This is a genomic window from Cellulophaga sp. (assembly GCF_039943695.1).
In the GTDB taxonomy this organism is placed as follows: Bacteria; Bacteroidota; Bacteroidia; order Flavobacteriales; family Flavobacteriaceae; genus Cellulophaga.
The window spans coordinates 1-13362 of record NZ_JBDVAA010000020.1; the positions used below are offsets into that span (position 1 = coordinate 1).

Below are 13362 nucleotides of genomic sequence, written 5' to 3' on the forward strand. Positions count from 1 at the left end.
ATCCGTTTTTGTCTGAGCACTTAATTGTGTGCTACAAAAAATAATACATAAGGCAATTAAAAAGTTTTTCATAATGACTGGTTTATAAGTTTAAAACAAACCTACAATACAGACATTAATAGAAAAACATAGAATTAGGGAAGTGTACTTTTGAGTGAGTAAAGTTACTTTTTAAGTAATTGCAGAGTTTTAGTACGTTGAATTTTACCAGAATTGGTACGTGTAAATTCTTGTATATAGTAAACATCTTTAGGTATTTCATAAAAAGTAAACACCTCAGATTCTTTTAGTGCAGCTAAAATATCTTCATTTTGTTGCTCACCTTCTATGAGCAAAACAAGCTTGTTTTCTAAAACAGGGTCTGGCAAACTAGATACAAAAAAATCGGTTTTAATATAGTCAGATAATTTAGCTTCAATTTGCTCTGGATTCAATTTTATTCCTCCAGAGTTTATAATATTATCAAACCTACCTAACCATATAAATTCAGATTCTGAAACTAATTCTACTACATCATTAGTTGTTATAATTTGTGTTGATACTTTTGGTGCATCTATTACCAAACAATTACGATTATCTAAAGAAATTTTTACGTTTGGCAGAGTTTTAAATGATGCCGATTTTATTTCTTTTAAAGCAATATGAGTAATAGTCTCTGTCATCCCATAAGTTTCATACAAATGTGTAGAGGCATTTTTTAATTTATCTTTTAAATCTAAAGAAACTGCTGCACCACCAATTATAAGTGTATCTATTATATGTAATTTTTGTAAACTATTATTTACCTGCATAGGAACCATTGCAGAAAACTTGTATTGTTTGCTTATTTTATTTAAAGGATTAGAACTAGGATCTACATAGTCTATTTCTAAACCAAGAACTAATGCTCTAACTAACATCATTTTTCCTGCTATATAAGTTGCTGGCAAACACAACAAAGCACTATCACTTTCTTTTAAATGAAAAAAAGCACCTGTTGCTAAAGCAGAATTAATCATCTGCTTTTTATGTATTATTATTGGCTTAGGTGTACCTGTAGAACCAGAAGTGTGTACAATTAATGTAGGCGAATTAGAAAGCCAATCTTGCAAAAATAAACCTATGGCATTTTCAAAATTATCTTTATTAATTAATTCTAAAGTAAACGCTTTTAGACTATCATAAGAGAAAGAAACACCATTAAGTTTAAATTTAGGATGTATTTTTGTATTAAAATGCATTGTCTGTAAGTTGCTCAGGAGTCAATTCCTCTTCTTTTAAAACTTTACCAGTTAGTTTTTCTTTCCAGTTTGTCCACTTATATTTTTTAGCAAAAAGGAGTATTAATATTGGATATATTACTAAAACAGGTACAAAAATATCCCAACCTAGTTCTGGCTTACTCACATCTACATAAATAGAATCTGTCTGAAAAACGGTCCAATCTGCAGTAACCAACAAAGCTCCAATTAAATTATTAGCAGCGTGAAAACCAAGGGCAAGTTCTAAACCATCATCCATTAAAGTTATAATACCTAAAAAGAAACCTGTACCAATGTAGTACACCATTATACCATAACCAAGTGTTTCTACCTCTGGGTTAGCCATGTGCATAACACCAAATAAAACAGATGTTACAATTAAAGGCACTAGCTTATTACCTGCTAAAATACCCAGACCTTGCATCATATGTCCTCTAAAAAGGTATTCTTCAAAACTGGTTTGTAAGGGTATTAAAAGTATGCTAATAATAGCTAAAGTAATAAAAGGTCCTAGTTTAAAGTTAAAAACAAAATCCTCTGGAGAAAGTACAAAACCTATAGCAAATAAGAATATGGTTAGTAATCCCCAAAAGGCAAAAGAAAAGCCAATACGTTTAAAGTCTATTTTTTTTCTTGCGGTAGTTAAAGATGTTACAGACTGTCCGTGCACAAGTTTTGTCCAACCTAAAACAACCAACAAACCAAAAGCTAAAGGTACTAGGTTAATAGCAAACACAAGGTTTCTGCCAAGTTGCTCTATCATTTTATCCATTAACTCATCTACAGGCACAGGAGAAGCTTTAACAGAGATATAATTAAATATCATTAAAATTATAAAACCTGTAGGAAGAATAAAATACTTCCACATACCTCTTGTTTTTGCTTTTAGTCCTTGTTCTATATACATAAATCTTCTATTAAATTTTGTTGCCAATCTAGGTTATTACGGTAACTAATAGCTCCGTTACTAACCTCCAAAGGACTATTAAAATTGTTGGTATACAAACTACCTGTACCCAAGCCTTGCGGCATTTTACTCTGTAAACTGTAGGTCCATTGTGCAATGGCATTTAAGCCAATATTACTTTCTAAAGCACTTGTAACCCACCAACCAATATTATACTTCTCTGCAATAGTAATCCATTCTTGGCAACCTTTAAAACCACCAACTAGACTAGGCTTTAAAATAATATATTGAGGTTGTATAGTTTGTAGCAGGTTTTCCTTTTTTGTTACACCAAAAACACCAATTAATTCTTCATCTAAAGCAATAGGTAATGGCGTAACGGCACACAAATTTTTCATTTGCGCATAATTACCTTGCTTAATTGGCTGTTCTATAGAGTGTAAGTCTAATTCTGCTAAAATTTTAAGTTTATCTAAGGCATCTTCTTTAAAAGCACCATTAGCATCTACACGTAACTCTATTTCCTCTTTTTTATATTTTTTTCTGATCGATTTTAAAAGCGAAACTTCTTTATCAAAATCTATTGCTCCTATTTTCATTTTAATGCAACTAAAACCGTCTTGTAGTTTTTGTTGTATTTGTTGATGCATAAAAGACTCCTCTCCCATCCAAATTAATCCGTTTATAGGAATTGTAGCTTCTTTGGTTGAAAAATCATTTTTAAATAGAATAAAAGGATTTTCTGCTGCTAAAGATAAAAATGCTTGCTCTAAACCAAATTGTATGCTAGGATACTCTACTAAAACACTCAAAAGAGCATCTAATCCCAAATGAATGTTGTTACACACCCAATATAGCTTTTCTTCATAATTTGGAACATCGTCTATACTTAAACCTCTTAAAATTCCGCATTCTCCAATTCCTGTTTTATTATCGTTTATTAAAATAATAAACCATGTCTCTTTTTGGGTTAGTATACCACGTGACGTACCACTAGGTCTTTTAAAATCTAGAGTGTATTTTTTATAAATTGCTTTCATAAGACTACAGTATTATACTGTAAGAGAATCACCTATTGGCAATAAATGTAGTTGCTTACCGGCTGCTTTAAACTTTTCTACAGCTTTAGCTTCATCAATCTCTATAAAACCAAAGGTATCAAAATGGTAACCTAAAATAGTATTACATTCTACAAAGTTAGATGCTATAATAGCATCATCTACACCCATTGTAAAATTATCGCCTATAGGTAAAACAGCTAAGTCTAATTTGGCAAACATTGGTATAAGTTTCATATCCATAGTTAAGGCTGTATCGCCAGCTATGTAAATACTTTTATTTGCTGATGTAATAATAAATCCGCCAGGAAGACCACCTTCAGAACCATCTGCAAATGAAGATGTATGTATTGCGTTTACATATTTTACGGTTCCAAAATCAAAAGTCCAACTACCACCGTGGTTCATTGGGTGCACTTTTAAACCTTTGTTTTCATAATATGTAGCAATTTCAAAATTACTAACAATTACGGCATTGGTTCTTTTTGCTATGTCTTCTACATCTAAAACATGATCTTGATGCGCATGCGTAACTAATATATAATCAGGATTTAAAGTATCTTTATCTACTTGATTATTATTCTTTGGGTTTCCTGAAATAAATGGATCTACCAAAACAGTTTTGCCTCCAACCTCTAGTAACAAAGTTGCGTGACCAAGAAATGTAATTTTCATAGTATGTTATTTTAGTTCAAATTTATTTAAAATTGAACCAAAAACGAACTCCTTCTACAGATTTATCTATATTAAGTGTAGATTGTAACTGATTTACCAAACGGTTCATTAAACGAATACCCATAGATGACTTTGTTCTTTCGTCTGTATCCTCTGGTAAACCTACACCGTTATCTGTATACTCAAAGTAACCACCAGTTTCTGTGTTTCTTAAATGAATGTATATTTTTCCGTTTTCATCATTATCTGGAAAAGCATATTTAAAGGAATTAGATACAAGCTCGTTTAATATTAAACCAAAAGGGATTGCTCTATCAATATCTAACTCTACACCTTCTGCATCAATGGTAATATTAATGTTATGTCCGCCTTTTTTAAATACAGACTGCACACTGTTTACCAAACTCTCTACGTAGCCTTGCATTTCTATTACCGATAAATCATCATTCTGATATAATTTTTGATGAATTAAAGCCATTGCTTTAACTCTACTTTTACCCTCTTCTAAAGCCATAATTGCAGCCTTACTTTTAGTATTTTTAGTTTGCAAGCTTAACAAACTAGATACCATTTGAAGGTTATTTTTTACTCTATGGTGAATCTCTTTTAAAAGCGAATCTTTTTCTGTTAACTGACTTTCTATAATGTTATTTTGCTTTGCAATAACACGTTGATTTTTAATACTTTTAATATACGCAAATACTAAACCTCCTAAGCCTAATAATGTAAATATTAGTGATATTAAAATAAGACTCATACGCTCATCACTAGCTTGAGCCTCTATTTTTGCATTCTCTAATTCTATCTTTTTTTCGTCTAATCTATCCTCAGAATTTTCTAGTTCTTTTTCAAAAACTGTTGCTATTTGCTGATGCTTTTTTAGCGTTTCATTAACTCTGATAGAATCGTTAATTCTGATATTATTATTTAAATAGAAGTTTGCTCTTCTATAATCGTCCATTTTTTGGTAATAAACCGCTAACAATTGGTTTTTACGCAACACATTAGACACCTCAATTGTTTTTAAGTCATCGTTAATAAGCTCTAAAACCTTGTCTAATTTATTAGTTTGTAAATAACAGTTAGCTAGGTCTAAAGTATTTTCTACAGCGTCTTGAGAATAAACTTCTACATTATTTTCTCTAATTTTTACCAAACTAGAGTCTAACAAAGGTATTGCCTCTTCGTATCTTTTTAATAACATATAGCATTTACCAATGTTACCTTCTATAACTCCTTTTAACAGCACTCCTTTTACCAATTCATCTTCAGTCTTTGGTCTTGCTATTGTATCTAGATATGTGTTTATAAATTTACGTGCTTCTTGGTATTTTTCTAGTGCTACTTGTGATGATTTATCTAACCTTAAAAAATCTCCAATTTTGTTATTATAAACAGCTTGCCCGTAATAGTCTTGACTAATAACAACATTGCTTTTTTCTCTTATATACTCACTTCTTGCTTTTTGATAAAGTCCTTGATCTGCATATATATCAAAGAATGAAATATTATCTGCTAAACCTAGTTCCTTTTTTTCTTTACGTATTGCAATTTGCTTTTCATATAATTTAAGTTGAGAATAATTCTCATCCATAATATCTAAAAGAGCACTTTTAAGCGTATCACTTAGCTTTGTTTTATCAATATACAACTCGTTGGTAATTGCAATACTTTTATCATACTGAACTAAGTCTTGGTGTATGTGAGCTTGTAATATTCTATAATATTCTACAGAACCATCATCTGGAGCATTTTTTGCCTTTGTTAGCATAGAGTCTATACGCTCTAACCACTCATAACTAGAGTTTTCTTTATACCTATTTGGTGTTTTATAAAAGTATGCAAACTTGTCTTTTGCAGACGGAATTTTAACAAAGCTATCCAAAACAGTTTGTTGTAACTCTATATCTTGTGCTACAGAGGTATTAGTAATTGCAAGTAAAAAAAATAATACTGTTACACATATTTTTGTAGAAAATACGCTGGTGTTAGTTTTTAAAGTGTACTCTATGTTTTTATTGTTACTTAAAAATTCAGCAATTTTTGTAATCATATTAGGGGTCTATTATAAAAAAATTTTGACTTACTTGGGTATAAGTAAAAGAGTGAATTGCCCTAAAACGCTCTTTCTTCTTAAGTTTTTGTTAAACTATAGGGCAAGTTATGATTTTCTTAATAATTATAAGCTCAAAATAGCAAAAATAATAAGGCAAAACTGCTTAAAATGTATAAATGAACCGTAGTTATGTAAGAATGGTAATATATTATTTAATATTACAAGGTTTCACTAAATATTAGCAACAAAAAAGCCTTGCTAGAAAATTAGCAAGGCTTTGTAATATATTTTAGAGTAACTAAGAGTTCATTGAAGAAATAATAAACTCTTTAAATTCTTTTGATATAGGGATTAACTTATCATTAATCATAACATCTTTGGAGTTCACAGCACCAATATGATCTACATTAACAATGTAAGATTTGTGAGCTCTATAAAACTTGTCTCTAGGTAGTTTTTCTAAATAATCTTTTAGTGGTGATCTAACTAGGAATTTTTTATCTGCAGTGTTTACTTCTAGGTATACGTTATCAGCTTTTATAAACTGTATATCTGTAAAGTTTATTCTGTAATATAAATGCTGCTTTTTAACAAAAATAGAATCCTTTAATACAGAATTGGACATTGGCTTTTCTACATCATCCTCTGTAAGACCTTGTTTATCTAAATAATTAAAGTTAGATAATGCAATTTCTATTGACGTATATAAATCTTGTTGCTCAAAAGGTTTTACTAAATAACCATTTGGCTTAACAACTTTTGCCTTTTCTACTGTAGCTCTATCAGAGTTAGATGTTACAAAAATAAATGGTATGTTATAATTGTCTCTAATATGCTTACCTAAATCTATACCGGTTTTGTCTGATGCTAGTATGATATCTATAAGAACTAAATCTACCTCTGTTGTTCTTAATACTTCTTCCGCTTGCTCGTATACAATTACGTTACCAACTATTTCATAGCCAATTTCTTCTAGCATAGATTGCATATCATCTGCTATAATAACGTTATCTTCTACAATTAATATTTTTATGGGTTTTTCCAATTCTGTTGGTTTTATAATGGACTTTATCTATGCTAATTTACAAAAAATTATTAAAACTAAAATAAAACAAAATAGCGAATAAAAAACTGCTTAAGGCTACTATTTTGAGTTCTGGATCCATTGTTGATGAATCCTTCATTTTTAAAACTTTTATAAAGTGTTTAGCAATAGGGATATAAGCTAATATCCACAGAAAGTTTAAAAAATTTGTATAATTATATACCGTAAAACACAATACGCATATAAAGCTAGTTATAAGTATTGAATAATGGTATCTTTTTCCGTTTAAAAAACCCATTTTAACTACAATCGTGTTTTTTCCTGAGTTTTTATCAGAAACAATATCTCTTAAATTATTTAAGTTAAGTACAGCTACACTTAGCAACCCTATGGTAACTGCCGGTAAAATAGTTATTATATACAAAGACTTTGTAAGCAAAAACATAGAACCAAGTACACTTACAAGTCCAAAAAAGATAAATACAAAAACATCTCCTAGACCTCTGTAGCCGTAGGCAGATTTACCAACAGTGTATTTTATTGATGCCCAAACAGCAAAAACTCCTAGTAAAAAAAATATTCCTATATAAATAAGGCTATCTGTTGTAAAAGCAGATAATATTAATGCTATTATTAAAAAAAGACTAATTGCAATAGCAACTATAATTCCTTTTTTAAGTTCCTTACGGCTAAGTATACCACTTTGCAAGGCACGTTTTGGACCTATTCTATCATCATTATCTGTGCCTTTAACGCCATCTCCATAATCATTAGCAAAATTAGATGTTACCTGTAAGGCAACAGTAGTTAAAAGTGCTAATACAAAAATGGTAATATTGGCAAAACCATAAAAACTAGCTAAAGCATAACCAACAATAATTCCGGAAATAGATAATGGTAAGGTTCTTAACCTGGCTGCATTTACCCAAGCTTTTAATTTCATTCTTAGTTAGGATTCTCTATTTTTAGTCTTTTGCCATCTTTATATGAAGCAACAAAAGCATCTTCAAAACCCATTTTTACAAGCTGTAACCTAAAAGTTCTTGCTTCTTCAATAGTTTCAAAATTTCCAATAGAATATGTATAAAAAGGGTTATTCTTTACAAATAATGTATTTGCTAAAGAGTTAGACACCAATGTGACATTGTTGTCTACAAATGTTTTTACTTGTACAGAATAAATTGTTTGTTTTTCTAGAATATTACGAGCTAAATAAAAATCATTAACAAAGTTTAATTCTTCGTTTTGCTCTTTTAGGTTATTTATACGAGATTTAATAACATCTAAACTATCTATAGAAACTAAAATATTATTATTCTCTTCTGTATTAAAAGCTCTTGCTCTTGTAGATAAACCTGCTGAAAAAGAAGTAAACACCAAAGTACCAAGAAAAAATACAGCCGCAATTACACCTAAGACATTACGCTGCCTTCTCTTCCTCTTTAATTCTTTATTTTTATATTTAATTTGATCTAATAAACGTTCGTTCATTAATTGAGCCTTATCAATATCTTTGTGTAGCTCTAATAAATCTACTTCTTCAATAAATGGCATATTTTAAATTTACAGGTTGGTTAATGTTTGCTTATAGTTATATGGTCTATGCAATTTAACGTTTTTTAAACTAAAATAAAATATTGTAGTATTTAATTTAAGGCACAATATTACTATTGTAAGTTTAATTTTACAAACTAACTCCTAATTATTTAAATCAAATATATTCCGTCTGGTTTAATTTCTATTCTACGTTCTCTGTACAATGTTCCAATTCCTTTTTTAAAGGCCTTTTTACTTAGCTGTAGTTCTCTTTTTATATCTTCAGGATCAGATTTATCATGTAAGCCTAAAAAGCCTCCATTATCCTTTAATTTTTCGTAAATAGTATTAGCCGTTGGCTCTAAAATTAAATGCCCTAGAGGTTGTAGAGAAACATCAATTTTATTGTCTGGTCGTATGTTTTTAATATATCCTATTTGTTTATCACCAATTGCTATATCTTTAAATACTTCATTAGCATACACCAAACCTTTATGCAGGTTATTAATTATTACTTCCCAACCAAGATCGGTTTTACGAGTAAATAATACATTTACCTCATCATTATTCTCTACAGTTAACTCTTCGTTAGATAAAAACTTATCTAATTTATTAGATGCAACCAACCTATCTGTTTGCTCATCTAAATAACAATAAACAATATACCATTGATTGTCTACCATTTTAGTTCGTTGTTCTCTAAATGGCACTAATAAATGCTTCTCTAGTCCCCATTCCATAAAAGCACCAAAGTTATTAACCTCAGCTACACGCAACAAATGAAAATCATTACGAATAATGTATGGTTTTAATGTTGTTGCAATAGGTCTCTCATCATAATCTAAATAGCAGAATACAGTAAGCATATCTCCTATTTCAAAATTCTCTGGCACATATTTATTTGGTAACAAAACATCGTTACCGTCTGTATCTCCTAAAAACAAACCAACACTGGTATCTCTTAATATTTCTAAAGAGTTGTATTTTCCTAATTCCATTTTACTATTATATACTACAAAAGTACAGTAAAAAAAAGAGGCTACCTTACTTAGGTAGCCTCTTTTACATAATTTATTAAAATCTATTTATTGTAAACAGACTCCTTTTTAAAATGTTGTGCTAATTTGTAATACACAACAGCTCTATGTTTGTTTCTGTTAGAAGCACCGTATTTATCCATAACAGCTTTAATACCTTCCATTAACTTAGGATCATCACTCATCCCTAACTTTTTCATTAAAAAGTTTTTCTTCACTGTTTCTAATTCTTTTTCATCTGAACCAGATACTTTAGAAGAATCTTTATTATAAATAGACGGACCTAAACCAATAGTTACTTTTGTTAATAAATCCATATCTGCAGTTTCTCCAAATTTATCTTTTAAATCCGCTGCATACTTTGTAATTAAATCATCTCTTTGACTCATAATTTTAATGTTCTTTTGTATAGTTAATGTTAATAATGCTTCTAAGATATAAAATCAAAATAACTAAGCAAAATTTTATTGTTTATTATTCTAGGTGTTTTCACCTCTAATAATTTTGCTTTATCAGATTCATTGTAAAAATCTTCTAAATGTTGCTTTAACGTTTGTTCGTCCTCAGCCAACTTATAATCAACACCATACATAGTACACAAATTAGAAATTTCTAAATTATGAGCGGTTTCAAAATATGTTTTATAATTTTCTGTTTCTTCTTGCCCTGGTAGAATCCTAAAAATACCTCCACCACTATTATTTATTACAATTATTCTAAAATTAGGTTTTACATAATTGTTCCAAAGTGCATTGCTATCATACAAAAAGCTTAAATCTCCTGTAACCAGTAACGTTGGCTTTTTGTTATAGATTGATGCACCTACGGCTGTAGACGTACAACCATCTATACCACTAGTTCCTCTATTACAATATACCTTTAGCGTATTTTTTAAAGGAAATAACTGCGCATACCTTACCGTAGAGCTATTAGATAAATGTACTTGGTATCCATCTGGTATGCTTGGTAATATGTTTGAAAAAGCTAGCATATCTGAAAACTCAATAGTCTTTAAGTAAGCATTACGCTTTTCTTCATAATTCTCTTTTACTTTAGACCATTTAGCAAAGTACGTACTGTCTACAAACTTTGTCTTATCTAAAAAAGTATTAAAAAACGTATTTGTGTCTACTTTAAAGTGATGAGACAAACTAAAGAATGTATTGTATGCCTTTTTACCATCTATATGCCAATGGTGTTTAGGCTTATAATTGCGTAAAAAATGTTTTATTTTTTTTGATACTACTAACCCGCCAAAGGTTAATAACATATCTGGTCTTAGTGCAGAAAATAACTCTTCTTTATTCTCTGATTTTTCAATAGGAGCTAAAATGCTATCTATACTATTAAAAAATGTTGGATGGTGTATATTAGATGTTGTTTCTGTAAATACAATTACAGATTCATCTTCTGCCAATTCATCTAAAAACTGCTGTTCTACTACATTTGGCTTATTAACACCTACTAAAATCATTTTTCTAGTAGACGTATTCCATATAGAAGCAAAATCATCTAAGCCAGAACAAGTTTTTGGCATAATATCTTCTTCTTCCTTTACTGTAGGATATACACAACTATGCTCCTCTGTATTATACAAAGGCTCCTCTAAGGGCACATTAATATGTACTGGAGCAAACTCCTGCATAGCATAATCTATAGCATTTTCTAACTCAACGCCATTGTAAACATTAATATTTTTTTGTTGCTCTTCTATTGTTTTTTTAGAAGACAATATAGACTGTCCAAATTTCTCAACTGTTTCAGTAGCATGGGAAACATCTTGCTTTAAATTGGCTTGGTAACCAATATGGTTTTTAAAAGCATCCTCTTGCCGTATTGTTTGTCCGTCTCCTATGTCTATTCTATAACTTGGCCTATCTGCAGAAATTACAAGTAAAGGAATATCACTATAATAAGCCTCTGCTACCGCTGGGTAATAGTTAAGCATAGCACTACCAGAAGTACATACTACAGCTACAATTTTACCCGTATTTTGTGCAATACCTAGTGCAAAAAAAGCAGCACAACGCTCATCTACTATACTATAACACTTAAAATACGGATCTTCTGTAAACCCAATAGTTAATGGTGCATTTCTAGAACCTGGTGATATTACAATATCTTTAACCCCTTTAGCCTTACAATGCAGTATTACAGATTGGGCAGTAGGTATGCTAGAGTATCTCAAATTATAAGAATATTTATTAGTAATTTAATTATGCAAAAGTACATCCTAAAGCATAGTTTACCCAATTATTTTAAAATAATACGCAACATAGTTCCACTTTTAGCAACAGTTTCTTCCCATTCCTTTTCTGGGTTAGACCCAATGGTAATACCACCACCTACGTATACTTTAACGGCGTCATTAGTAAGTTCTGCACAGCGTAGATTAACGTATAAATTACTAACCTTAGTTATTGCAGAATATGCTCTGTTTTCTATATTTCGCTTTGTTTTTGCCCTATATTGCTCTTTACTAAAGTTTAGTTCTCCTAAAAAACCAGTATAAAAACTTCTTTTATAACTTTCGTTTTCTAATATAAACTCTTTAGCTTTTTGCTTAGGCAAACCACAAGTAGCTGGCGTAGGATGTAGTGCATCTAAAATATCTTGTAAGTTGTTTTGCATTACTCCCGTTATTTTGGTGCGTAAATGCCATAATTTGCCTGCTCTTACAGATGCTACTTCTGTAGCTTTTAAATTAGTTACTTTATCTGCCAGTTCTTTTTTAATAAACTGCGTAACAACATCCTGCTCATTATATTCTTTTTCTCCCCAAACTGGCTCCTGTCCTTTTTTATATACTTGAGTACCTGCTAAAGACGAAGTCTCTAAACGCTGGTTATTTGTTTTTAGCAATACTTCTGGTGTTGCCCCCAGCCACATTCCTACTTTAGGATGATACCACAAATAACAAAACGCAGTATTATAAGTAGCCAATAACTCTTTAAATAACTGTAAAGGCTCTTTTTTACTTGTTTTTTTTATACTGCGAGACAAAACAACTTTTGTTAACAATCCTTCTGAAATTGCAGCTACACCACTTTTTACAAGTGCAATATGTGCTTCTTTTTCTTTTTGGGTTGATGAAATAACTACATCACCATCTACAGTAGAAGTTGTTTGTTCTTCTACATTGTAGTTTGATGTTATAACAGTTGTGTTAGGTATTATGATTGATGCCGTAGTACTATCAAACGGAGCAAATACAAAACCAGACTCCTGATAGTCTTTTACGTGGTGTAATACAGTATCTTGCTGTAAAACAGCTGTAACTACAGCTTCATTTGGTTTTCTGTAAACTACAAAAGGCTTTTGGTTATTAAGCTGCGCTTGTAGTTGTTCAAAAAAATGATTCATTTAATTACTTTTTTCTTGGTAAAGAAATAGTTGTTAACTTACATAAAGACACCAATTCTTCAGCATCATTAGTAACTCTAATTTCCCATAGCTGCGTAGTTCTTCCTCTATGTATAATACTAGCTTTAGCATACACATTACCATCCTTAACGCTCTTAACGTGGTTTGCAGTAATTTCTAAACCACGTACAAAATATTCTTTTCCATCTAAAAAAATATAAGACGCTGCACTACCAACACTTTCTGCTAATGCTGCTGTTGCTCCGCCATGTAAAATACCATCTGGTTGGTATACCTTTGGCGTTACTGGCATTTTAGCAACTAAAAAATTCTCACCAACTTCTACATACTCTATATCTAATGTTTCCATTAGCGTATTCTTAGAGTTTTCATTACAAATACGTAGTATTTTTTCTTGAAATTCGTTCATCTTCTATTTTTTTG

At 30.5% G+C, this 13362-nt stretch carries 13 protein-coding genes; all 13 read right to left on the reverse strand.

What is annotated here, in order from left to right; genetic code table 11:
* Positions 1-164: 164 nt before the first annotated feature.
* Positions 165-1220 (reverse strand): AMP-binding protein, encoded by a 1056-nt coding sequence (locus ABJD66_RS01675; protein ID WP_348127490.1) that lies wholly within the window; start codon positions 1218-1220, stop codon positions 165-167.
* Positions 1210-2148 carry a CPBP family intramembrane glutamic endopeptidase gene (locus ABJD66_RS01680; protein ID WP_100896873.1) on the reverse strand — a complete coding sequence of 313 codons (939 nt, stop codon included), beginning with the start codon at positions 2146-2148 and terminating at the stop codon, positions 1210-1212. The genes ABJD66_RS01675 and ABJD66_RS01680 overlap by 11 nt, the downstream gene beginning before the upstream one ends.
* On the reverse strand, positions 2139-3188 hold the full coding sequence (locus tag ABJD66_RS01685) for an o-succinylbenzoate synthase (RefSeq protein WP_348127494.1): 1050 nt from the start codon (positions 3186-3188) through the stop codon (positions 2139-2141). Before ABJD66_RS01685 ends, ABJD66_RS01680 begins: the two co-directional genes overlap by 10 nt.
* 12 nt (positions 3189-3200) lie before the next feature.
* Positions 3201-3881 carry a metal-dependent hydrolase gene (locus ABJD66_RS01690; RefSeq protein ID WP_348127497.1) on the reverse strand — a complete coding sequence of 227 codons (681 nt, stop codon included), beginning with the start codon at positions 3879-3881 and terminating at the stop codon, positions 3201-3203.
* Positions 3882-3903: 22 nt separating this feature from the next.
* Entirely contained in the window at positions 3904-5934 is a 2031-nt protein-coding gene (locus tag ABJD66_RS01695) for a histidine kinase dimerization/phosphoacceptor domain -containing protein (RefSeq protein WP_348127500.1), read from the reverse strand.
* 301 nt (positions 5935-6235) lie between these two features.
* Positions 6236-6982, reverse strand: coding sequence for a response regulator (locus ABJD66_RS01700; protein WP_100896187.1), 747 nt, complete (start codon positions 6980-6982; stop codon positions 6236-6238).
* Positions 6983-7019: 37 nt separating this feature from the next.
* Positions 7020-7925 (reverse strand): 1,4-dihydroxy-2-naphthoate octaprenyltransferase, encoded by a 906-nt coding sequence (menA, locus tag ABJD66_RS01705; protein ID WP_348127503.1) that lies wholly within the window; start codon positions 7923-7925, stop codon positions 7020-7022.
* 2 nt (positions 7926-7927) lie between these two features.
* Positions 7928-8536, reverse strand: a complete 609-nt coding sequence (locus ABJD66_RS01710; RefSeq protein WP_100896189.1) for an SPOR domain-containing protein — start codon at positions 8534-8536, stop codon at positions 7928-7930.
* A 152-nt stretch (positions 8537-8688) separates the two neighbouring features.
* Positions 8689-9516, reverse strand: a complete 828-nt coding sequence (locus ABJD66_RS01715) for a S1-like domain-containing RNA-binding protein (protein ID WP_100896190.1) — start codon at positions 9514-9516, stop codon at positions 8689-8691.
* An 83-nt stretch (positions 9517-9599) separates the two neighbouring features.
* Complete coding sequence (locus ABJD66_RS01720; protein ID WP_100896191.1) at positions 9600-9944, reverse strand: DUF2853 family protein; 345 nt, start codon at positions 9942-9944, stop codon at positions 9600-9602.
* A 41-nt stretch (positions 9945-9985) separates the two neighbouring features.
* Positions 9986-11743, reverse strand: coding sequence for a 2-succinyl-5-enolpyruvyl-6-hydroxy-3-cyclohexene-1-carboxylic-acid synthase (gene menD / locus ABJD66_RS01725; RefSeq protein WP_348127508.1), 1758 nt, complete (start codon positions 11741-11743; stop codon positions 9986-9988).
* A gap of 65 nt (positions 11744-11808) precedes the next feature.
* Entirely contained in the window at positions 11809-12918 is a 1110-nt protein-coding gene (locus ABJD66_RS01730) for a chorismate-binding protein (protein ID WP_348127510.1), read from the reverse strand.
* A 4-nt stretch (positions 12919-12922) separates the two neighbouring features.
* A complete protein-coding gene (locus ABJD66_RS01735) occupies positions 12923-13348 on the reverse strand; it encodes a PaaI family thioesterase (protein WP_100896194.1) in 426 nt (141 codons plus the stop codon).
* Between the last annotated feature and the right edge of the window lie 14 nt (positions 13349-13362).